This window comes from Kocuria sp. UCD-OTCP (assembly GCF_000349605.1).
GTDB lineage: Bacteria > Actinomycetota > Actinomycetes > Actinomycetales > Micrococcaceae > Kocuria > Kocuria rosea.
This window is the reverse complement of record NZ_AOSQ01000020.1, coordinates 67289-89137: the sequence shown is the minus strand read 5'-3', so window position 1 is coordinate 89137 and position 21849 is coordinate 67289. Positions and strand designations below refer to the sequence as shown.

Genomic DNA, 21849 nt, shown 5'->3' with positions numbered 1-21849 from the left:
CCCCGTCATCCACCGCGGCCACCAGGCCGCGGCACCACGAGCGAAAGGACGTCGCCAGAGTGTCCCAGGACGACCAGCTCTCCTTGTTCGGCGCAGCCGCCGCCGACCTCCCCCCGGCCTATCCGGACCGCGCCGCGTGGGGCACGGCCCCCAAGCTGCGCGCCTGGCAGGCGGAGGCGCTGCAGCGCTACTTCGAGGCACAGCCCCGGGACTACATGGCCGTCGCGACCCCCGGGGCCGGCAAGACGACCTTCGCGCTGCGCGTGGCCAAGGAGCTCTTCGACCGCGGGACCGTCAACCGGATCACGGTGGTGACGCCCACGGACCACCTCAAGCGGCAGTGGGCGGACGCCGCCGCCCGCGTGGGCCTGGCGATCGACCCGAACTTCAAGAACGCGGACGGCTCCCACGGCCGGGACTACCTGGGCGCCGCCGTGACCTACTCGCAGGTGGCCATGAAGCCGCTCCTGCACCGGGCCCGCACCGAGGCGGGCCGGACCCTGGTGATCATGGACGAGATCCACCACGCCGGGGACTCCCTCACATGGGGCGACGGGCTCCAGGAGGCCTTCGACCCCGCCGCCCGCCGGCTCGCCCTGACCGGCACCCCCTTCCGCTCGGACACCGCGCCGATCCCGTTCGTGCGCTACCTGGAGGACGGGGACGGCATCCGCCGCTCGAGCGCCGACTACACCTACGGCTACGGCGACGCGCTCAAGGACCACGTGGTCCGGCCCGTGATCTTCCTCGCCTACTCGGGACAGATGCGCTGGCGCACCAGCGCGGGGGAGGAGATGGCCGCGGAGCTCGGCGAGGGCTTCACGAAGGACATCACCGCCCACGCGTGGCGCACGGCGCTCGATCCGAACGGGCAGTGGATCCCGTCGGTGCTCCAGGCCGCGGACCAGCGGCTCACGGAGGTGCGGCGCACCGTGCCGGACGCCGGGGCGATGGTCATCGCGACCGACCACCAGGACGCGAAGGCCTACGCCGCGCAGCTGCGCCGGATCACGGGAGAGAACCCCACCGTGGTCCTCTCCGACGACAAGGGCGCCTCAGACCGGATCGACGAGTTCTCCGTCGGGGACAGCCGCTGGATGGTGGCCGTGCGGATGGTCTCCGAGGGCGTCGACGTCCCCCGGCTCGCCGTGGGCGTCTACGCGACGTCCACGTCCACGCCGCTGTTCTTCGCCCAGGCGGTCGGCCGCTTCGTGCGCGCCCGCAAGCGCGGGGAGACGGCCTCCGTGTTCCTGCCGTCCGTGCCGGCGCTGATGCAGCTCGCCAACGAGATGGAGGCCGAGCGGGACCACGCCCTCGACAAGCCCGCCGCGGAGGAGACCGGCCTGCCGGCCGACCCGCTCGAGGAGGGCTGGGACGACGACCTGCTCGAGGAGGCCAACCGGGAGGAGAAGGCGTCCGCGGCCCTCGCCCAGGGCCGGTTCGAGGCCATCGGCTCGGACGCGTCCTTCCACGGGGTCCTCTTCGACGGCGGCGCCTTCGGCGGCGGCGTGGCGGTGGGCTCGGAGGAGGAGGCGGACTTCCTCGGCATCCCGGGCCTGCTCGAGGCCGACCAGGTCTCGGCGCTGCTGCGGGAGCGGCAGTCCCAGCACGCCCGGCGGCGCCCCGGCGCCGCCCGCACCCCGGAGCAGCCGGCGGTGCCCGACCACCGGCGGCTCAAGGAGCTGCGCGCCACCCTGTCCAAGAACGTCTCGGCCTGGGCGTCCCGCACCGGCACCCCGCACGGCATGGTCCACAACGAGCTGCGCCGGGTGTGCGGCGGACCCGCGGTGGCGCAGGCGAACGAGGCGCAGCTCCAGGCGCGGGTCAAGAAGCTGCAGGACTGGTTCATCGGGCGCAAGTGAGTCGCGCCCGGGACGCGAACCGCCCGGGACGAGGCGGTCCGCTGCCGGGCACGGGTCAGGACCGGACGACCTCGACCCCCGCCTCGGCCATCTCCCGCAGGGCGCGCTCTGTGGACTCCGCGGCGACGCCCGCGGTGAGCTCCACCAGCACCCGGGTGTCGTAGCCGGCCTCGACGGCGTCCAGGGCGGTCGCCCGCACGCAGTGGTCGGTCGCCAGGCCCACGATGTCCACGGCCTCGATCTCGTGCTCCCGCAGCCAGTCGTCGAGGCTCACGTCCGGCTCGTCGTCGACGTCCTCGTCGTCGCCCATCGGCACGTCCGCGTCCGGGGCGAGCAGCCCCTCGAAGCCGGAGTAGGCGGCGTCGTGCTCGCCCTTGCGGAACCACGCCTGGATCCAGTCCGTGTCCAGGTCCGGGTGGGAGTGGGCCCCGCGGGACTCGGCGACGCAGTGCACGGGCCAGGAGTCCACGTAGTCCGGCTCGTCGGAGAAGTGCGCCCCGGGGTCGACGTGCCAGTCCTGGGTGGCCGCGACGGCCGCGTAGTCCCCGTGGTGGTCCTCCAGGTGCTCCGACACGGCGGCGGCCACCGCCGCGCCTCCGGCGACGGGCAGCGAGCCGCCCTCGCAGAAGTCGTTCTGCACGTCGACGACGATCAGTGCGGTCCTCATGGTGTTCCTCCCTCTGTTCGGTGCTTCACGCTCGTGCCTCTCGCTCGGTGCTTCTCGCCCGGTGGTGCTCCTCCGGCGGGTGCCGCTGGGCGGATCCCGCCCGGCGCGCGCCGCCCGGACGGGCGCTCAGGCCGGGGCCTCGGGCCCCAGGACGGTCGGGATCACGGGGTCGCCCTCGCTGAGCCGCCGGGCCGAGCGGGGCAGCTCCGCCACGGACGCCGCGTGCCGCTCCCGGGCCCGGCGGACCCCCTCCGGGCCCGTCCAGCCGTCCAGCAGCTCGCCGCGGCGGACGAAGTCCTCCAGCAGCGGCCGGTCGTCGCCGTCGTCGTCGGGCAGCCGGCCGATGCCGACCATCTCGTGGGTCGCCGTGCCCCGCTCGTCCCGGCGCCGCAGGGCGTGCTTGCGCCCGCCCACGGACACCTTGCCCTTCGCGGCCTTCGCCACGGGCCGCAGCTCGCCGGAGGAGTCCTCGCGGGCCACCAGCTTGTAGACCATCGACGACGTCGGCGCGCCGGAGCCGGTGACCACTCGGGTGCCCACGCCGAACGCGTCGACGGGCGCGGCGTTCAGGGCCGCGATCGCGTACTCGTCCAGGTCCGAGGTGACGGTGATGCGGGTGTCCGGGTCGCCGAGCTCGTCGAGGAGCCCGCGCACCCAGGCGGCCTGGGTCACGAGGTCGCCCGAGTCCAGGCGCACGCCGCCCAGACCGGGACCCGCGAGCTCCACGGCCTTGCGCACCGCGGTCTCGACGTCGTAGGTGTCGACCAGCAGGGTCGTGTCCCGGCCCATGGACTGGAGCTGGGCGCGGAAGGCGTCCTCCTCCGTGTCGTGCAGGAGCGTGAAGGAGTGGGCGGCCGTCCCGACCGTCCGGATCCCGTAGCGGTGCCCGGCCTCGAGGTTCGACGTCGAGTCGAAGCCGCCGATGACCGCCGCCCGCGCGGCCGCGACGGCGGCCTCCTCGTGGGCGCGCCGGGAGCCCATCTCGATGCACGGGCGCCCCGCCGCGGCACCCACCATGCGGGAGGCGGCCGAGGCCACGGCGCTGTCGTAGTTGAGCACCGACAGGAAGTACGTCTCGAGCACGCACGCCTCGGCGAAGGTGGCCTCGACCACGAGCAGCGGCGACGAGGGGAAGTACGCCTCGCCCTCGGCGTAGCCGGAGATCGAGCCGGTGAAGCGGAAGTCGGCGAGGTAGTCCAGGGTGGCTCGGTTGACCACGCCGGTGTCCGACAGGAAGCGCAGCTGCTCGTCGCCGAAGCGGAAGCTCCCGAGCCCCTCGAGGAGGCGCCCCGTGCCCGCCACCACGCCGTAGCGCCGCCCAGCGGGCAGCCGCCGGGCGAAGACCTCGAACACGCTGCGCCGCTGCGCGGTGCCGGCGTGCAGGGCGGCCTGCAGCATGGTCAGCTCGTAGTGGTCGGTCATCAGGGACGTGGGCGGCGGGGCCCACCGGTGGCTGCGCTGGTTCACGGGCACCACTCTAGCGACGCCGCCGGTGCGCCCCGCCTCCGGCACTCGCTACGATGGACGGACCATGCACTGCGCTACTCCCGCCGCCGCCCGCCCCGCGGCCACCGCCACCCCGGAGACCGGCACCCGGCCCACCGGCGCGACGTCCGTGGCCACGGAGACCGAGACCCCGTGGAACGTGGTCGTGTGGGACGACCCCGTCAACCTGATGAGCTACGTCACCTACGTGTTCCGCTCCTACTTCGGCTACCCGGAGGAGAAGGCCCGCTCCCTGATGCTGGAGGTCCACCACCACGGGCGCTCCGTGGTGGCCAGCGGCTCCCTCGAGGAGGCCGAGACCCACACCGCGGCGATGCACGGCTTCGGACTGTGGGCCACCTTCGAGCAGGCGGGGGGCCACTGATGGCGCAGGGCTTCCGGTCCACCCGCCGGGGCATCACCGCCCGCTTCGAGGAGCCCGAGAAGGAGCTGCTCCAGAAGCTGTTCGCGGACGTCGCCCAGGCGCTCGCCCCCGAGCAGCCGGCCTCGGAGGACTCGCTCGAGCGGATGCTCGGCGTGTCCGGGGACGCCACCGTCCCCGACGACTCCGCGCTGCGGCGGCTGCTGCCCGACGGGAGCCTGGACCCCGAGCGCGCCGCCGAGTTCCGCCGGTACACGGAGCGGGGGCTGCGGGAGACCAAGCGCGGCGTGCTGCAGCAGGCGGCCCTCGCGCTGGAGGCCCAGCCCGTGCGGCTGGACCCCGCCCAGGCGCAGGCCTTCGGGCAGGCCCTCAACGACGTGCGGCTGGTGCTGGCGGACCGGCTCGGGATCCGCAGCGAGGCCGACGCCGAGCGCGTGGGTCGCTACGACGACTGGTCCGCGATCGAGGACGTCGAGACGTACATGTCGCTCCTGTACAACTTCGTCTCGTGGTTGCAGGAGACCCTCATGGAGGCCCTCCTCCACGACCTGCCCCGGGACTGACCGGGCACGACACCCCGGGCGGCCCCCGCCCCGGCCGGGGGTGACGCGGCTCACGGCGGCACGGCCGCGGCGCGGTTTGGGACGGCGGCACGCCCGGGACTACGCTCTTGACGATATGCAGGATGACGACGTCTTCGGGGCCGGCGGCCGGGCCGCCCGGCGCCCCAACCCCGGTTCACCCATCGGCGTGTTCGACTCCGGGGTGGGCGGTCTCACCGTGGCCCGCGCCATCATCGACCAGCTGCCCCACGAGGAGATCGTGTACGTGGGGGACACCGCCCACGGGCCCTACGGGCCGCTGCCGATCGCCGAGGTCCGGGCGCACGCCCTGCGGATCATGGACGAGCTCGTCGACTCCGGCGTCAAGCTGCTCGTGATCGCCTGCAACACGGCGTCCGCGGCGGTGCTGCGCGACGCCCGGGAGCGCTACACCCGGGTCTACGGGATCCCGGTGGTCGAGGTCATCCAGCCGGCGGTGCGCCGGGCGGTCGCCTCGACCCGCAACGGCCGGATCGGCGTCATCGGCACGGAGGCGACGGTCGGTTCCCGCGCCTACGACGACACGTTCGCCGCCGCCCCCCACCTGCGGATCGACTCGGTGGCCTGCCCCGCGTTCGTCGACTACGTGGAGGCGGGCGTCACCACGGGGCCCGGCCTGCTGGCCACGGCCCAGGCCTACCTGGACCCGCTGCGCGAGGCCGACGTGGACACGCTGGTGCTGGGCTGCACCCACTACCCCCTGCTCACCGGCGTGATCTCCTACGTCATGGGCGACGCCGTCACGCTGGTCTCCAGCGCGGAGGAGACCGCCAAGGACGTCTACCGGGCGCTCGTCAGCCACGGGCTCGAGCGCGAGCCGGGGGTGTCGGGCGGGCCCGCCCGGCACGAGTTCCTCGCCACCGGGGACGCCGCGTCCTTCGAGGTCCTCGCCCGGCGGTTCCTGGGGCCGGAGGTCGCCCGCGTCCGGCACACCAGCTCCGTGGCGGAGCAGTACCCCACGGGCTCGCTCGCGCGGATCACCCCGGAGATGATCGGGGGAGCGGGCCCGTCCGCGCCCTGAGCAGCTCCGCGGCCGGTGCGGCCGCCGTCCCACCGGCACCTCCTGGAAGGCTCTCGCCCATGAAACTCACCATTATCGGATGCACCGGCTCCTTCGCGGGGCCGAACTCCCCGGCCTCCTGCTACCTCGTCAGCGGTGAGGACGCCGAGGGACGGACCTGGCGCATCCTGCTGGACATGGGCAACGGCGCCCTCGGGGTGCTGCAGCGTCACATCGACCTGCACGACATCGACGCCGTGCTCGTCAGCCACCTGCACCCCGACCACTGCATCGACCTGGCCGGGCTGCACGTGGCGATCAAGTGGGACCCGCGCGGCTGGGGCCGACCCCCGATCCCGCTGTGGGCGCCCACCGGCCTCCACGAGTACCTCAGCAGCACCCACGGGCTCCCCACGGAGCCCGGGATGCACGGGGAGTTCGACTTCCACACCTGGGTCCCGGAGGAGCCCGTGCGGGTGGGGCCGTTCGCGATCACGCCCTTCCGGGTGGAGCACCCCACCCCCGAGCCCTACGCCCTGCGCATCGACTACGACGGCGTCATGGGCCCCAGCACCCTGGCCTACTCGGGGGACACCGACGCGTGCGAGGGGCTCGTGCGCGCCGCGCGGGACGCCGACGTCTTCCTGTGCGAGGCCGCCTACCACGAGGGCCGCGACGACGCGCTGCGCGGCATCCACCTGACCGGCCGGCGCGCGGCGGAGGCCGCCCGGGACGCCGGGGCCCGCCAGCTGCTGCTGACGCACCTGCCGGTGTGGAACTCCCCGACGCGGGCCGTGGAGGAGGCGCAGGAGGTCTTCGCGGGACCCATCGGGGTGGCCGAGCCCGCCTACACCTACCGGATCGTCCGGCGGGGGAGCGGCCGTCCCGCGGCCGCCGTCGGGCCGTGAGCCCCGCCGCCGGCGGCCGGGCCGGGCGGTCGGTGCCGCGGGGTAAGGTGGACCACATGGATTCCCCCGTCGACCAGACCGCACCGGCCCTCTCGACCTCGGGGGTGACCCGGTCGGACGGCCGTTCGCCCGGTGAGCTGCGACCCATCACGATCACCCGCGGCTGGTCCCAGCAGGCGGAGGGCTCCGCCCTCATCGAGTTCGGCAGCACCCGGGTGCTGTGCACCGCGTCCGTGACCGAGGGCGTCCCGCGCTGGCTCAAGGGGGAGGGCCGCGGCTGGGTGACCGCCGAGTACGCGATGCTCCCGCGGGCCACGTCCACCCGGTCCGCCCGCGAGTCCGTGAAGGGCAAGATCGGCGGGCGCACCCACGAGATCTCCCGGCTCATCGGCCGCTCCCTGCGCTCGGTCATCGACCTCTCCGCCCTCGGCGAGAACACCGTGGTCCTCGACTGCGACGTCCTCCAGGCCGACGGCGGCACCCGCACCGCGGCCATCACCGGCGCCTACGTGGCCCTCGCCGAGGCGATCGGGTGGGCCCGGGCCGAGGGGCTCGTCGCCCGCCGCGCGCAGCCGCTCACCGACACGGTGGCCGCCGTGTCCGTGGGCATCATCGACGGCGTGCCGATGCTGGACCTCCCGTACGTCGAGGACGTGCGGGCCGAGACCGACATGAACGTGGTGGTCACCGGGTCCGGCGACTTCGTGGAGGTGCAGGGCACCGCCGAGGGCGCCCCCTTCGACCGCACCGAGCTGGACGCCCTGCTCGACCTCGCGCTGGCCGGCTGCGCCCAGCTCACCCAGATCCAGGTCGAGACCCTGCGCGAGGCCGGCGATGGGTGACCACCACGGCGCCCGGGTGGTGCTCGCCACGCACAACCGGGGCAAGCTCGCCGAGCTGCGGGACCTGCTCGCGGCCGCGCTGCCCGGAGCCGACGTCGAGCGGCTGGTCGTGGACGCCGCCGCGGCCGGGGCCCCCGACGTCGTCGAGGACGGCACCACCTTCGAGGCCAACGCCCTGCTCAAGGCCCGCGCCGCCGCCGCCGCGACCGGGCTGATCGCCGTGGCCGACGACTCCGGCCTGGCCGTCGACGTGCTGGGCGGGGCCCCCGGGATCTTCTCCGCGCGCTGGTCCGGCCGGCACGGCGACGACGCCGCGAACCTGCGGCTGCTGCTCGCCCAGCTCTCCGACGTCCCCGACGTCCACCGCGGCGCGCAGTTCGTGTGCGCCGCCGCGCTCGTCACCCCTGACGGCCGCGAGCACGTGGAGACCGGGACGCTGCGCGGCGCCCTGCTGCGGGAGCCCGTGGGGGACGGCGGCTTCGGCTACGACCCCGTGCTGCGCCCCGACGGGTCCGACCGGACCTGCGCCGAGCTCACGCGCGCGGAGAAGAACGCCATCAGCCACCGCGGGCGCGCGATGCGGGCCCTGCTCCCGCACCTGCTGACCGCCCTCGACCCCGCCGCCGTCCCCGACTGACCCACGCCCGAACCGAGGAAGTTGACCATGCCCTGGTCGCAGCTCCACCACCTGCCGTTCGCCGGCGCCGTCGAGGCCGTGCTGCGTGAAGCCGGCATGAGCGCCGACCCCGGCCAGTGGGAGGTCCACGCCGGCGGGTCCGCCCACGTGGTGGTGAACGTGGGTCACGTGATCTCCGTGCGGATCGCCAAGAACGCCACGGTCTGCGAGCACGTCCAGCGCCGCACGGAGGTGCTGCGGAGGCTGCCCCGCTTCTCGTTCGCGACCCCGCGGCCGCTCACCGGAGTGGTGGTCTCCCACGGCTACACCGGGGTGGGTCTGACCTGGCTGCCCGGGCACCCGCACCCGCCCGGGCACGGCGACCCGGCCGTGCTGCACCGGGTGCTGACCGAGCTGGCCGAGGTCGACACCTCGGGCTTCGCACGGTACCTCGATCGTCCCGGCCAGCACTGGGGCGGCCACCGGCGGCGGCACGTGCTGCTCGACGAGGTCATCCCGCGGCTGCTGCCCCGCAACCAGGAGGCCGCGCGGCGGGCCGTCGCCGAGCTCGCGGCGCTGCCGACCGTGGCACCGACCCTGGTGCACGGGGACCTCATGGGGCACAACATGCTGTGGGACGGGGACGGGGACGAGCTCACGGGCATCATCGACTGGGACCACGCCTGCCTGTCCGACCCCGCGCACGACGCCGCGTCCCTCGGGCTGTGGTACGGCTGGGACACCCTGCGCGCCGCCGTCTCGGAGACCGTCTACGAGCGGGCCCGGCTGCACGCGCGCACGTTCCCGCTGCAGGCGGTCGCCTACGCGCTGCACCACGACCTCGACACCGCCCAGGTCAACCAGTCCATCGCCCGGGCCGACGACTGGATCGAGACCAACCTGCGCGGTGTCTCCGCCTGAGCGGGCGCAGTAGGCTGTTCCGGTGCCTCGTCCCGCTTCCCCCGACACGACCACCGACCGGCCCGCCGCGGATCCGTCGTCCCTCTCCTTCACCGCCATCGACTTCGAGACCGCGAACCGCTTCATCGGCTCGCCGTGCGCCGTGGGCCTCGTGCGGGTCCGCGGCGGACGGGTGGTGGCGGAGCGCTCCGCCTACATGCGCCCGCCGCGCACCCGCGCGGACTTCGACCCCGGGAACACGCGCATCCACGGGATCACCGAGCACACGGTGGCGGGCCACCCCGGCTTCGCCGAGCTGTGGCCGCGGATCGAGGACTGGATCCTGGCCGAGGACCCCGACGAGCTCGTGGTGGCGCACAACGCGGCCTTCGACATGGGCGTGATCCGCGCCGCGTGCGCGGAGACGGACACGCGGCACGCCCCGCTGGCGTACGCGTGCAGCCTGGCGCTGGCCCGGCGCGGCTACGACCTGCCGTCCTACGCGCTGCCCCGGGCGGCCGAGGCCGCCGGGGTGCCGCTGCGCCGCCACCACGACGCCCTCGAGGACGCCCGGGCCTGCGCGGGGATCGTGGTGGACCTGGTCCACCGGGCCGGTGCGGGCACCGTCCGGGAGCTGCTCGCCGGCGCGGGACTGAACGTCAAGCGGCTGGCGGCGCCCCCACTTCCCTGAGCCAGCGCTCGGCCGTCTCCGACACCACGTCCCCGGCGTCCAGCCGGGTGCGCCACTCCGGCGGCAGCGCGGCCGTCCCGAGGGCCGCGCCCGTCACGGCGCCGGCGATCGCCCCCGCCGCGGCCGGGTGGCCGGTGCCGGCGGTGGCCAGCTCCACCGCGCGGCGGAACACGGCCTGCGGGTCCCCGGCGCCCGGGGCCTCGGCCTCCGCGCGCAGGGCCGCGCCGAGGCCGCCCGCGAGGGTCTCCGGGGCGGCCCCGCCCTCGCCGAGCAGCCGGTCGAGCGCCGCGGGGTCGGGGTCCTCCCGCATGGCGGCGCGCACGGCGTCCTCGAGCCGGGCGAGGGTCTCGGCCACCGGGCGCGTGAGGTTCCCGGCGGTCTCGCGGGCGGCGGCCACGGCGGCGGCGACCGGCCGCGGCAGGCCCTCCCGGCGGGCCCGCACGGCGGCGTGGACCACGAAGCCCTGGACGGCCGCCGCGGTCTGCGCCTCGGGGTGCCCGTGGGTCAGGGCGGCGCCGTTGATGGCCAGGGGCGCGAGCGTGCGCCAGCCGACGTGGGGGAGCAGACCGAACGGCGAGGAGCGCAGCACCGGTCCGGCGCCCTTGGCCTCCGGCTGCAGGGGGCGCTCGACCTCGCCCATCCGGCCGGAGCGGAGGGCCGCCAGCACCGTTCCGTCCGGCTCCCGCACGGCGTGCAGGACCTCGTGCTCGTCGATCGGGCGGGGCAGGGGCCGCGGCGCCTCGGCCGGGTGGCGCTCGCCCTGGGTCCCCAGCCAGCGCAGGTAGGCCAGCCACAGGCACGCGGTCTCGTCGGCGCCGTGGCCCTGGTTCGCCCACTCGACGACCTCCTGCAGGGCGTCCAGGGTGTAGAGGGTCAGCTGGGTGGCGTCGGAGATCCGCAGCACCGCGCTGCCTTCGGCGTCGGCGGGGGCGTCCGCGCCGGCCGCCGCGGAGCGGGAGCGCGGACCGGAGCTCGCGCGGCCGCCCAGCGCGTCCCCGAGGGCTCCGCCCAGCAGGGCCGCGCGCACGGAGTCGGCGTACTCGGGCCAGGCGGGGTCGAGGCCGGCGACGGGCGAGAGCAGGGGTGCGGGCATGCGGTCAGTGTAGTCGGCGGCCGACACGGCCCGGGGCGGTTCAACCGCCCTTCAGGTCACTGTGGTTGCATGGCACGGGCGCCCGGCGCCCCGCCGGCACGGCACCCCCACCGTGCCGCCCCGATCCCTGAGGAGAAATCCATGAGTCACCACGTTCCCGGCACCACCGCGCGCCCCGGCGCCGACGGCGCCGACAGCGCCGTCCACGACGGCGCCGCCCCCGGCACGGCGGGCCTCGCGGCGCCCGTGCCCGTCGCCGCGCGCAAGGACACCGTGCCCGCCGGCGCCCCGGAGGCCGCGTCCGCGCCGGCCCAGTGGGCCGCCGAGTTCGCAGGGACGGCGCTGCTGGTCTTCGCCGGGCTGGGCACGGGCATGTTCGCCACCGAGGTCATCGACTCCGCGCTCGGCTTCGGTCTCGGCCTGGTCGCCGCGATCGTCGCCTTCGGGCACGTCTCCGGGGGGCACTTCAACCCCGCGGTGACGCTCGCCGCGGTCGTGGCCGGGCGCACGCCCGCACGGGCCGCGATCGGCTACGTGGTGGCCCAGGTGCTCGGCGCCCTGGCCGCGGCCGGCGTGCTGTGGGCGGTGCTCATCAGCCTGCTCGACTCCTCGACCACCGCGCAGGTCCTCGGCGCGGTCTCCAACGGCTTCGGGGAGAACTCCACCTCCCAGGCCGGGTGGACCACCGTGCTGCTCGTCGAGTTCGTGGCGACCGCCCTGTTCGCCCTCGTGGTCCTGGGCTCCACCGCGCCGCGGGCCAACGCGGTGCTCGCCCCCGTGGCCATCGGTGCGGCCCTCGCGTTCCTGCTCACGATCACCGCGCCGTTCGACGGCGGGTCGCTGAACCCCGCCCGCTCGACCGGCGCCGCCGTGGTCGCCGGCGCCGGCCACCTGGGCCAGCTGTGGCTGTTCTGGGTGGCCCCGCTGCTCGGCGGCCTCGTGGCCGGTCTGGTCCACCGCTCGGCGACGCTCTCCCGGCCGCGCCGCGGCGCCGGGGCGCCCGCCGCGGAGGAGGACGCCCCGGCAGCGGAGGCGACGCCCACCGCGTCCGCCGCGCCGGTCCGGGAGCGGTGAGCCCGCGGCCCTGCCGGATCCGGCAGGGCCGCCGGATCCTCCGCCCGCCGCGGGGGACCGACGCTTTCCGTCATCCTCCGGACGGCGGGGCTAGGCTGGTCCGTGCCCGGCCGCGGTCGGGAGGATGCGGAGGTACCTCGTGAGCAGTGCGCGCGCCGCCGAGCCCCTCGGGGGTTTCAGCACGGCCGCCCGCTCGCCCCTGGCCGACTCCCGGGAGCTCGCCGCCGTCAGCGGCGCGCTGTACCCCGTGCTGACCCTGCTCGTGCGGCTGCCCCAGACCATGGTGCCCCTCGGCGTGCTGACCACGGTGGCGCTGATCTCCGGGTCCCCGGCCCTGGGCGCCTTCTGCGCCGCCGCCGTGACGTTCGGCTCGGCGGTGTGCGGGCTGGCCATGGGCGCGGCCGCCTCGTGGCGCCGGCGCCAGCTCGGCCTGGTGCTGCTCACCCTCGTGAACCCGCTGGTGGTGTGGTGGCTCGTGCGCCGGCTCCCGGACCTCGCCGCCGACCCCGGGGCGGCCCCCGCCCAGCTGGTGCTCCCGTGCCTGCTCGCCGGGCTCGTGCTGCCGCAGATGGGCGTGGCGTGCCGGCTGCGCTGGTGGTCCCTGCTGCGCCGGGACTCCCGGGAGGACCTCTTCGACACCGCGCTGCGCCACGAGAGCGTCATGGACTCGCTGGCCACCGTCCTGGCAGCCGCGGTGACCGGGCTCGTGGCCGTGACCCTCGGGCCGGTGGCCGTGCTGGTGCTCGCGGCCACCCTGACCCTCGTGGGCACCACCGTGTTCCTGCTGCACTGCTCGGCCCGCCTGCCGCGGGGGCTCATCCACTTCCTGCCGCCCGTCGCGGCCGCACCGAACCGGGCGGCCCGCAACCGCCGCCGCCGGGCGCGGCAGCTCCGGCTGCTCCCCGTGCTGGGGATGGGGGCGCTGGGGGCCCTCGTGGGGTCGACCCTGGGAGCGGTCCTCGTCTTCGCGACCGCCGTGGACGCGGTGGTCTCGGTCAGCTGGCTGTACGCGGTCTCGGGGTTCACCTCGGCGCTGGCCGCGGTGGCCGCGTCCGCCCGCACCGAAGAGCTGCGGCTGTGGAACCGCTGGGTGGCGGCGGCCGCCGGGGCCGTGCTCGCCGCGATGCTCCTGACCATCCCGGACGACTCCGCGGGGATGGTGGTCGTGCTGGCGCTGGCCGGGCTGACCACCGGGCCGTGCCTGGTGGGGGTCTACGAGATCGCCCGGCTCGTGGCCCCGAGCTCCCGGGTCACGGCCCTGACCACCGTCATGACCGCGGTGATGAGCGTGGGGCTGACCGGGGGGCTCGCCCTGTCCGGGTGGTGGGGGGAGTCCTGGGGCTACCGGAGCGCCGCACTGGTGCCGGTGCTCTCCGCGGCGGTCCTGCTGGCCACGGCCCTGACCTTCGTGCACCGCTGGCGGCGCATCGGTCCCGGGGACCTCTGAGCCCACCGGGCCCGGGACAGTGCCGGCAGGGGCACCGCCGTCCCGGGCCACCCGCCGGGCCCGGAGGCCGCGGCGGGTGGCCGGGGTCGCGGTCAGTGGCCCCGGTCGATCCACTCCTTGAGGTGCGGGGCCTCGGCGCCGATCGTGGTGGTGTCGCCGTGGCCGGTGAGCACCTCCGTGGACTCGGGCAGCGTCAGCAGCCGCTCGCGGATGGAGTCCACGATCGTGGGGAAGTCCGACCAGGACCGGCCCGTGGCGCCGGGACCGCCCTGGAACAGGGTGTCCCCGGAGAACAGCACCCCGCCCTCGCCCAGGCCCGGGGCCCAGAAGCACACGGACCCGGGGGAGTGGCCCGGGGTGTGCAGCGCGGTGAGGGTCGTCCCCGCCACGGTGAACTCGTCCCCGTCGGCGATCGCCGCGTCGAAGGGCGTCTTCGGGTAGACCTGCTCCCACAGCACCGTGTCCTCCGGGTGCAGGTGGATCGTCCCGCCCACCTGCCCGGCCACCTCCTTGACGGAGCGGATGTGGTCGTCGTGGGCGTGGGTGAGCAGGACCGCGGTCACCGTGCGCCCGGCGACGGCCTCCACCACCGCGGCGGGGTCGTGGGCCGGGTCGATCACCACGCACTCGTCGTCGTCGCCCACGATCCACACGTTGTTCTCGACGTCCCAGGTCCCGCCGTCGAGGGAGAACGTCCCGGAGGTGACCAGCCGGTCGATGCGGGCCCGGCCGGCGCCCGCGGCGGGCCGCACCGGGACGGCGCCGCGGTCGGCGGGGTGGGCGCGCTCCCGGTCGGGCAGGGCCTCGCCGTCGTGGCCGTCGACGGCGCTCATCGGCCGAGCTCCACGACGGAGCGCAGCACCTTGCCGGCGGTCATCCGCTCGAAGGCGGGCTCGACGTCCTCGATCCCGATCCGTTCGGTGACGAAGCCGTCGAGGTCCAGCCGGCCCAGCCGGTACTGGTCCACGAGCATCGGGAAGTCCCGGTTCGGCAGGGTGTCGCCGTACCAGGCGGACTTGATGGCCCCGCCGCGGCCGAAGACCTCGTCCAGCGGGATCTCCCACGTGGTGCCGGGGGCGGGCACGCCCACCAGGACCAGCCGTCCGGCGAGATCGCGGGCCTCGAAGGCCTGCTGGAAGGTCGCGGCGACGCCCACGGCGTCGACCACGACGTCGGCGCCGTGCCCGCCCGTGAGCTCCTGGATCGCCGCGACGGGGTCCTGCTCCTTCGAGTTCACCGTGTGGGTGGCGCCGAACTTCTGCGCCGTGGCGAGCTTCTCGTCGTCGAGGTCCACGGCGATGATCGTGGTGGCCCCGGCGAGCTGGGCCCCGGCGATCGCCGCGGTGCCGACGCCGCCGCAGCCGATCACGGCCACGGACTCCCCGCGCCGGACGTTCGCGGTGTTGAGGACGGCGCCGATGCCGGCCATCACGCCGCAGCCGAGCAGGCCGACCGCGGCGTACTGGTGGTCCTCGAGCTCGCCCTCGATCTTGGTGCACTGACCGGCCGCGACCAGGGTCTTCTCGGCGAACGCCCCGATGCCCAGGGCGGGAGAGAGCTCCGTGCCGTCGGCGAGCGTCATCTTCTGGGTGGCGTTGTGGGTGGCGAAGCAGTACCAGGGCTCGCCCCTGCGGCAGGCCCGGCACTCCCCGCACACGGCGCGCCAGTTGAGGATGACCTTGTCCCCGACGGCGACCTCGGTGACGCCCTCGCCGACCGCGGCGACCACGCCGGAGGCCTCGTGGCCGAGCAGGTAGGGGTAGTCGTCGCCCACGGCACCGACCTTGTAGTGCAGGTCGGTCTGGCAGACCCCGCAGGTGAGGACGTCCACGAGCGCCTCCCCGGGCCCGGGGTCCGGGACGAGGATCGTCTCGAGGGTGGCTGGTGCGTTCTTCGCCGTGACGACGACGGCTCTGACCTCGTGCATGAGTGGGACCTTCCTGCGGACGACGTGACGGTTCCGGTCCGGAACACCGCTCCCCAGTCTAGGGAAGGACGCCGGGGGCGCGCGGTGCGGCGCCGGAGCGCGGCGGCTCCGGTCCGGGCAGAACGAAGCGGCGGACCCGTGGATCAGCACCACGGGTCCGCCGCCGGGGTCGGCCGTCAGCTCCTGCCGGAGGCCTTGTCGGCGTCCTTCCCGGAGTCGTCCGAGGAGTAGTCGAGGTGCTCGTGCTCGAGGCGCAGCTTCCGGCCCTGGTCCACGAGCTTCTCCGCCTTCTTGTCCTTCTTGTCGACCTGGCGGGTGTCGCGCGGCGGGAGCTGGATGGTCTCCTCGGCCTTGATCCCGCCCTGCAGCTGGCGGCCGCGCTCCACCTCGGCGTCGATCTCCGCGCCCAGCAGCAGCACGTTGTTGATGATCCACAGACCGAGCAGCAGGACGATGACGGAGCCGATGATGCCGTAGGTGGCGTTGTAGGACGCGAAGTTGCTCACGTACCAGGTGAAGGCCAGTGCGGCCACGGCCGCCACGACCAGGGCGACGATCGAGCCCATGCTGATCCAGCGGAACTTGGGCTGCTGGACGTTGGGCGTGAAGTAGTAGAGCACCGCGATGAGCAGGACGGCGAGGATGACGACGACCGGCCACTTGGCGATGTTCCACACCGTCACGGCCGTGGTGCCGAGCCCCACGAGGTCGCCCACCCACTGGGCGATGCCCCCGGAGATCAGCACCATGAGCATGATGAGGACCACGATGAGGACCAGCATCAGCGTGACGAGGAGGTTCATCGGCCGCAGCTTCCAGATGGGCCGNCACCCACTGGGCGATGCCCCCGGAGATCAGCACCATGAGCATGATGAGGACCACGATGAGGACCAGCATCAGCGTGACGAGGAGGTTCATCGGCCGCAGCTTCCAGATGGGCCGGCCCTCCTCGACCTCGTAGATGCGGTTCATGGCCCGGCCGAAGGCCCCCGTGTAGCCGGAGGCGGTCCACAGTGCGCCGACGATGCCGACGACGAGGGCGAGCCCGGCGCCGGTGCCGGAGGTGAGGTTGTTGATGGGATCCTCGAGCAGGGTCACGAGCTCGGGCGGGGCGGCGCCCTCGAGGAACCCGGTGATCGCCTGGGTGGTGGCCTGCCCCTGGCCGAACACGCCGAGCAGGGACACGATGGCGAGCAGCGCGGGGAAGAGGGAGAGCACCGCGAAGTACGTCAGGGACGCGGCGAGGTCGGTGCAGTCGTCCTTGGAGAACTCCGAGATCGCACGTTTGACGACGTAGCCCCACGAGGGCTTGCTGATCTCGGTGGGACTGTCCGGCTTGCGGGGATCCTCGGGATCCGGTGCGGTGCGCTCCTTGGAGCGGCTGTCCTGGGTGGTGTCCTGGGCCATGCTGCGTCCTTCGCGGTCGGCCGCCGGGTGCAGCGCGCGGGCTCCGGCCGGCGGCGGGGCGTGTGGGGGATGTCTCGTGGATCAGTGTACTGATGAATCGCCCCCGTGAGCCACAATGGAGCGGACGGGCCACCGGTCCGCCGCACATTCCCCCCGACCAGGAGGCCATTCGTGCCCACCACCCGGCGCACCGTTTCCGCGGAGGTCGACTTCGCCTCGGAGACCGACCACCTGGCGGTCTTCTCCCTCGCGGCCGCCCGCCCCGGCGGAGGCGCCCGCCCCGGCGAGCACCTGAGCCTGCGCGTGGACGGGACCGAGGTCGCGCTCGAGGAGGCGGAGGACCTGCACGGCACGCGGCTGCACCTGGCCCGGGTGCCGGGCGGCACGCAGTGCACGGTGTCCTATGCCCTGGAGCTGGACGGCCCGGCGGGGTCACCGCCTCCGGAGGAGCCGGTCGACTTCGTCCGCTACACCCGGCCCAGCCGGTTCTGCCCCTTCGACGAGATGGCCGGCACCCCCGACGCCCTCTTCCCCGGGGCCCGCGGCGGCGGCTACGAGACGCTCCAGCGGGTGCGGGACTGGGTGCACGAGCACCTGGACTACGTGGTCGGCTCCTCGACGGCCACCGACACCGCGGTGCACACGTTCCTCACCCGGCAGGGCGTGTGCAGGGACTACGCCCACCTGCTCATCACCCTGCTGCGGGGACTCGGGGTGCCGGCGCGGCTCGCGTCGGTCTACGCGCCCGGGCTGTCCCCCATGGACTTCCACGCGGTGGTCGAGGCCTGGCACGACGGCGCCTGGTACGTCCTCGACGCCACCGGGCTCGCCCCGCGCACGGAGTTCGTGCGCATCGCGACGGGCGCGGACGCCTCCGAGACGGCGTTCCTGACCACGCTCCAGGGGGAGATCACGCTGGGCGGGATGCGGGTGTCCGCGGAGTCCTCCGTCCCCGGCCGCGAGGACCCGGGGGCCAGGGTCGTCCTCCCGCTGTAGCGCGGCGGGGGAGCGCGGCTCAGAGCTCGTTGACGGCTTCCCGCAGGCGGTCGGCGAGCCGGGTCAGGATGCGCAGCTCCTCCGGGTCCAGGCCCGCGGACATCAGTTCGTGCACGTGCACCCGGAACTGCTCGGCGATCTGCACCTGCATCTGCCGGCCCCGGTCGGTCAGCCGGATCCGCAGCCCCCGCAGGTCCTGCGGGTCCTGCCAGCGGTGCACCAGCCCCTTGAGCTCGAGACGCTCCAGCATCCGGCTGAGGCTCGACTGGGTGAGCAGCACGTACTCGTTGAGCTCGTTGAGCCTCATGCCGGCCTCGTCGGAGCGGGAGAGGTTGAAGAGGACGTCGTACTCGCGGGCGGAGAGCTCCGCGAACTCGGGTTGGCGCTGGAGACGCCGCATGACCGTCACCTGGGCCCTGAAGAGGGCCTCCCAGGCGTCGGCGCTGTTCTGCACACGATCTGTTTCTCTGCGGGTCACAGGATAATGCTACGACCCGGTTACATCGGTGCACCGGGCCCCGGTGTCCCCCCTTTCGGGGGATGCCTCCCGGGGGCTCCCCGCACGCCGCCCGCTCCACAGCACCGAATCCCCCTGTGACCAGCGGCGATGATACCTTCTGCACCCTGCGGACGGGGAGTGACCGGGGTGCGCCCGCGAGTGTTTTCAGAAGCAAACGTCCACGAAAGAGCGCACGGTGACGAGTGTCACGTCACCTTCCGCGGGCGCCGCGCCCCGGGGCCGCGGCCAGCGCCGCGATCCGCTCCTCCCGGCGCCGGAGCCGCGCCTCCTTGCGCGCCTCGACGAGCCGGTACAGCACCGGCACGAGCACCAGGGTCAGCAGGGTCGAGGAGATCAGCCCGCCGATCACCACGACCGCCAGCGGCTGGGAGATGAAGCTGCCCTGCCCCGTGATCCCCAGCGCCATGGGCGTCATCGCCAGGATGGTCGCCAGGGCCGTCATCACGATGGGGCGCAGCCGGCGGGTCGCCCCCTTCTCGATGGCCTCCTCCAGGTCCATGCGGTGCTCCCGGCCCCGGTACTGGTTGATGAGGTCGATCAGCACGACCGCGTTGGTCACCACGATGCCCACGAGCATCAGCACGCCCACCAGCGAGGCGAGGCCCAGCGGCACCCCGGAGGCCAGCAGCGCGAGCACCGCGCCCGTCGCCGCGAAGGGGATCGAGACCAGCAGGACCAGCGGCTGGACGAGGGACTTGAAGGTCGCCACGAGCACCACGTAGACGATCGCGATCGCGGCGAGCACGGCGAGGCCCAGCTGCCGGAACGTGGTCTCCTGCTCCGTGGCGGCCCCGCCCAGCTCGGCCGCCGCGCCCTGCGGCAGGTCCAGGCCCGCGAGCGCGTCCCGGACCTCCCCGCTCGTGGCGCCGAGGTCGTCGCCGCCCGGGGTGACGGCCACGGTGGCGGTGCGCTGGTCGTTGCTCGAGGTGATGGTCTCGACCGTGAGCGCCTCCTCGACCTCGGCCAGCTCGTCGAGGCGGACGGTCCCGCCCGCGGCCGGCACCGGCAGGGCCCGCAGCGCCTCGAGGTCCTCGACGGCGCGGCCCTCGCCGATCGTCACCGCCACCGAGTCGGCGTCCAGGTCGATGGACCCGGCGGGGAGGGGGTTCACGGTGCCGGCGAGCGCCCCCGTGACCTGCTCCTCGCTCAGGCCGCGGGCGGCGGCGGCCGCCCGGTCGACCGTGACCACGACGGTGGGCTGGGTGGCGGCCAGGTTGCTCGTGACCTGCCCCGCGGAGTCGAGCTCCCGCATGGCCCGCACCACGGCGTCGTCGGCCTCCGCCAGCGTCGCCTGGTCCGTGGCGGTGACGGAGATCTCGACGTCGTTGCTCGTGAAGCCCTGGGCGCCCCGCACCGAGAACTCGCCGGCGCCGTCCAGCCGGTCCAGGCGCTCGCCGACGGTGCGGCGCAGCCGCTCCTGGTCGACCGCGGCGTCCGTCGTCACGGAGAACGTGGCGCTGTTGGTGCCGCTGCCGGGCAGGAACGCGGAGAAGCCGCCGCCGGGGCCCATGGTGACCTGGACGTCCTCGATGCCCTCGGTCCAGTCGAGCACCTCCTCGGCGCGGCCCGCCTGCTCGGAGGTCACCGCGAGCGCGGTGCCGGGCGGCAGGTCCTGTTCGATCGTCATGGTGTTCTGCCCGGTGTCCCCGAGCAGGTTGGTGGGCAGCACCGGCAGCAGGGCGGCCGTGCCGCCGAGGATCAGGACGCTCACCCCGAGGGTGGCCCACGGGTGGCGCTGCGTGCCGCGCAGGACCGGCAGGTAGCCCTGGGCCAGCCGGGGCGGCGTCCCGGCCGCGGCGCCGGGCGGGGGACCGGCCGTTTTTCGCAGGCGTTTTGGGGCGCGGGTGNACTTCGACCTCAAAATCTCGCCGAAAAGAGGAACCAGAACGCCAGCACGGGCACGATGGTCAGGGACACCACGAGCGAGGACAGCAGCGCGATGGTCGTGGTCAGGGCGAAGGGCCGGAACAGCTCGCCGGTCACGTCCCCCACGAACGCGATGGGCACGAACACCGCGACCGTGATGAGGGTAGAGGCGGTGATCGCCCCCGCGACCTCGCGCACGGCGGTGAGGATGGCCCGGCGCTTCGCGTTGGCGGGGTCGGTGCTCAGGTCGACCGTCCCGTAGTGGCGCTTGATGTTCTCGATCACCACGATCGAGTCGTCCACGACCCGCCCCACGGACAGGGTGATGGCCGCGAGGGTCAGCAGGTTCAGCGAGTAGCCCAGGGCGTTGATCCCGATGAACGTGGCGAGCAGGGACAGCGGGATGGAGATCGCGGTGACCAGGGTCGAGCGCAGCGACGCCAGGAACACCAGGATCACGAGCACGGCGAACGCGAGCCCCAGGAGACCCTCGACCGTGAGGTCCTCGATCGACTGCTCGATGTAGGGGGCCTGGTCGAAGACCGCCGTGATCTCGGCGCCGTTGCCGAGGTCCTCCTCGAGCTCGGGGATCATCTCGCCGACCGCCTGGGAGATCCCGACCGTGTCCCCGTCCGGGGTCTTGGTGACGGACAGGGCGAGCGTCGGGGCCCCGTTGGTGCGGGTGATCGAGGTCTGCTCCTGCTCGGCGAGCTCCACGGCGGCCACGGCGCCCACCGTGGTGGGCTCGGCGCCGTCGGGCGCGTCCTCGGGGAGGGGCAGCGGGACGTTCTCCACGGCCTCGAGGGAGTCGAGCGGGGAGCCGGCCTGGACGGGCAGGGTCGTGGCCCCGTCGTCCACGGTGCCCACGGGCACCAGCCCGCCGCTCTCCTCCAGGGCGGTGCGGATGTCCGCGGGCGTGGCGCCCGCCCGGGCGAGGTCGGCGCGGTCCGGCAGGATCGAGACGACCTGCTCGGGGGCGCCGCTGACCTCGGCGGAGCGCACGCCCTCGATCCGCTGCAGGTCCGGGACCGTGAGCCGTTCCAGGTCGGCGGCGAGCGGGCTGAGGTCCTCGTCGGAGGACACGGCCAGGAAGACGATGGGGAAGTCGGCGACGGAGCCGGCGAACGCGGTGGGCTCGACGTCGTCGGGCAGCTGGGTGCGCACGTTGGAGATCGCCCGCTCCACCTGGTTGCGGGCCCGGTCCAGGTCGGTGCCGTACTCGAAGCCGAGCCGGATCTCGGACAGCCCGCTGCGCGAGGTGGACGCCGAGCTCTCGAGGCCCTCCACGATGTTGAGCGCCCGCTCCAGGGGCCGGCCCACCTGCTCGTCGACGACCTCCGCGGACGCGCCGGGCATCGCCGAGACCACGCTGATGGCGGGGATCTCCAGGGACGGGATGAGCTCCTGCTTCATGGAGCGCATGCTGAGCACCCCGAAGAGGGCGACGAACAGCGTGATGAGCACGATCAGGGCGCGGTTGGCCATCGACGCGCGGGCGAGGAGAAACACTCGTGCTCCTTGGGGAGGGATGGGCGAGGGCGTCCCGGCCGGGCCGGGGCGCACG

Annotated in this window: 19 protein-coding genes and 2 pseudogenes; 12 read left to right on the top strand and 9 right to left on the bottom strand. The window is 74.4% G+C overall.

Going from position 1 to position 21849, the window contains the following annotated elements; all coding sequences use genetic code 11:
* Nucleotides 1-59: 59 nt before the first annotated feature.
* Nucleotides 60-1862, top strand: a complete 1803-nt coding sequence (locus H488_RS26835) for a DEAD/DEAH box helicase (RefSeq protein ID WP_017833246.1) — start codon at nt 60-62, stop codon at nt 1860-1862.
* A 55-nt stretch (nt 1863-1917) separates the two neighbouring features.
* Here H488_RS26835 and H488_RS26830 read toward each other — a convergent pair whose 3' ends face one another.
* The gene (locus tag H488_RS26830) at nt 1918-2529 is read right to left on the bottom strand and encodes an isochorismatase family protein (RefSeq protein ID WP_017833245.1); all 612 of its coding nucleotides are present in this window, start codon (nt 2527-2529) and stop codon (nt 1918-1920) included.
* A 126-nt stretch (nt 2530-2655) separates the two neighbouring features.
* Nucleotides 2656-4005 carry a nicotinate phosphoribosyltransferase gene (locus H488_RS26825; RefSeq protein ID WP_017833244.1) on the bottom strand — a complete coding sequence of 450 codons (1350 nt, stop codon included), beginning with the start codon at nt 4003-4005 and terminating at the stop codon, nt 2656-2658.
* Nucleotides 4006-4060: 55 nt separating this feature from the next.
* On the opposite strand from H488_RS26825, the gene clpS reads away from it, so the two are divergent.
* The 8 genes from clpS (at nt 4061) to H488_RS26785 (ending at nt 9955) form a co-directional block, all read left to right on the top strand.
* On the top strand, nt 4061-4399 hold the full coding sequence (gene clpS / locus H488_RS26820) for an ATP-dependent Clp protease adapter ClpS (protein ID WP_017833243.1): 339 nt from the start codon (nt 4061-4063) through the stop codon (nt 4397-4399).
* Nucleotides 4399-4959 (top strand): DUF2017 domain-containing protein, encoded by a 561-nt coding sequence (locus H488_RS26815; protein ID WP_017833242.1) that lies wholly within the window; start codon nt 4399-4401, stop codon nt 4957-4959. The genes clpS and H488_RS26815 overlap by 1 nt, the downstream gene beginning before the upstream one ends.
* A 115-nt stretch (nt 4960-5074) precedes the next feature.
* Complete coding sequence (gene murI, locus H488_RS26810) at nt 5075-6019, top strand: glutamate racemase (RefSeq protein ID WP_017833241.1); 945 nt, start codon at nt 5075-5077, stop codon at nt 6017-6019.
* A 59-nt stretch (nt 6020-6078) separates the two neighbouring features.
* Nucleotides 6079-6906, top strand: a complete 828-nt coding sequence (locus H488_RS26805; RefSeq protein ID WP_017833240.1) for an MBL fold metallo-hydrolase — start codon at nt 6079-6081, stop codon at nt 6904-6906.
* A 56-nt stretch (nt 6907-6962) separates the two neighbouring features.
* On the top strand, nt 6963-7748 hold the full coding sequence (gene rph, locus H488_RS26800; protein ID WP_017833239.1) for a ribonuclease PH: 786 nt from the start codon (nt 6963-6965) through the stop codon (nt 7746-7748).
* The gene (gene rdgB, locus H488_RS26795) at nt 7741-8385 is read left to right on the top strand and encodes an RdgB/HAM1 family non-canonical purine NTP pyrophosphatase (protein ID WP_017833238.1); all 645 of its coding nucleotides are present in this window, start codon (nt 7741-7743) and stop codon (nt 8383-8385) included. Before rph ends, rdgB begins: the two co-directional genes overlap by 8 nt.
* Before the next feature lie 27 nt (nt 8386-8412).
* On the top strand, nt 8413-9285 hold the full coding sequence (locus tag H488_RS26790; RefSeq protein WP_017833237.1) for a phosphotransferase family protein: 873 nt from the start codon (nt 8413-8415) through the stop codon (nt 9283-9285).
* Between the two features lie 22 nt (nt 9286-9307).
* The gene (locus H488_RS26785; RefSeq protein WP_020380579.1) at nt 9308-9955 is read left to right on the top strand and encodes a 3'-5' exonuclease; all 648 of its coding nucleotides are present in this window, start codon (nt 9308-9310) and stop codon (nt 9953-9955) included.
* On the opposite strand, the gene H488_RS26780 is transcribed toward H488_RS26785, so the two are convergent.
* Complete coding sequence (locus tag H488_RS26780; protein ID WP_146200241.1) at nt 9924-11048, bottom strand: ADP-ribosylglycohydrolase family protein; 1125 nt, start codon at nt 11046-11048, stop codon at nt 9924-9926. The two genes, H488_RS26785 and H488_RS26780, sit on opposite strands and share 32 nt — an antisense overlap.
* Before the next feature lie 141 nt (nt 11049-11189).
* Here H488_RS26780 and H488_RS26775 point away from each other — a divergent pair, with 141 nt between their 5' ends.
* Both H488_RS26775 and H488_RS26770 read left to right on the top strand, forming a co-directional pair.
* On the top strand, nt 11190-12122 hold the full coding sequence (locus H488_RS26775; protein WP_017833233.1) for an aquaporin: 933 nt from the start codon (nt 11190-11192) through the stop codon (nt 12120-12122).
* A gap of 139 nt (nt 12123-12261) precedes the next feature.
* Nucleotides 12262-13569, top strand: a complete 1308-nt coding sequence (locus tag H488_RS26770) for a hypothetical protein (protein ID WP_017833232.1) — start codon at nt 12262-12264, stop codon at nt 13567-13569.
* 92 nt (nt 13570-13661) lie between these two features.
* On the opposite strand, the gene H488_RS26765 is transcribed toward H488_RS26770, so the two are convergent.
* The 4 genes and pseudogenes from H488_RS26765 to H488_RS38225 form a co-directional block, all read right to left on the bottom strand.
* A complete protein-coding gene (locus tag H488_RS26765) occupies nt 13662-14402 on the bottom strand; it encodes an MBL fold metallo-hydrolase (RefSeq protein WP_017833231.1) in 741 nt (246 codons plus the stop codon).
* On the bottom strand, nt 14399-15496 hold the full coding sequence (locus tag H488_RS26760; protein ID WP_017833230.1) for an S-(hydroxymethyl)mycothiol dehydrogenase: 1098 nt from the start codon (nt 15494-15496) through the stop codon (nt 14399-14401). Before H488_RS26760 ends, H488_RS26765 begins: the two co-directional genes overlap by 4 nt.
* A gap of 176 nt (nt 15497-15672) precedes the next feature.
* A complete protein-coding gene (locus H488_RS38230; protein WP_017833229.1) occupies nt 15673-16299 on the bottom strand; it encodes a YihY/virulence factor BrkB family protein in 627 nt (208 codons plus the stop codon).
* 199 nt (nt 16300-16498) lie between these two features.
* Nucleotides 16499-16903 (bottom strand): annotated as a pseudogene (locus tag H488_RS38225) (YihY/virulence factor BrkB family protein); the annotation flags it as partial.
* A 171-nt stretch (nt 16904-17074) separates the two neighbouring features.
* On the opposite strand from H488_RS38225, the gene H488_RS37920 reads away from it, so the two are divergent.
* Nucleotides 17075-17899 carry a transglutaminase-like domain-containing protein gene (locus H488_RS37920; protein ID WP_017833226.1) on the top strand — a complete coding sequence of 275 codons (825 nt, stop codon included), beginning with the start codon at nt 17075-17077 and terminating at the stop codon, nt 17897-17899.
* Nucleotides 17900-17918: 19 nt separating this feature from the next.
* Here the strand turns inward: H488_RS37920 and H488_RS26750 are convergent, their stop codons facing one another.
* Together H488_RS26750 and H488_RS38660 are read right to left on the bottom strand one after the other, a co-directional pair.
* Nucleotides 17919-18377, bottom strand: coding sequence for a MarR family winged helix-turn-helix transcriptional regulator (locus H488_RS26750; protein WP_031282916.1), 459 nt, complete (start codon nt 18375-18377; stop codon nt 17919-17921).
* Nucleotides 18378-18609: 232 nt separating this feature from the next.
* Nucleotides 18610-21794: pseudogene (locus H488_RS38660) on the bottom strand (efflux RND transporter permease subunit).
* Nucleotides 21795-21849 lie beyond the last annotated feature (55 nt).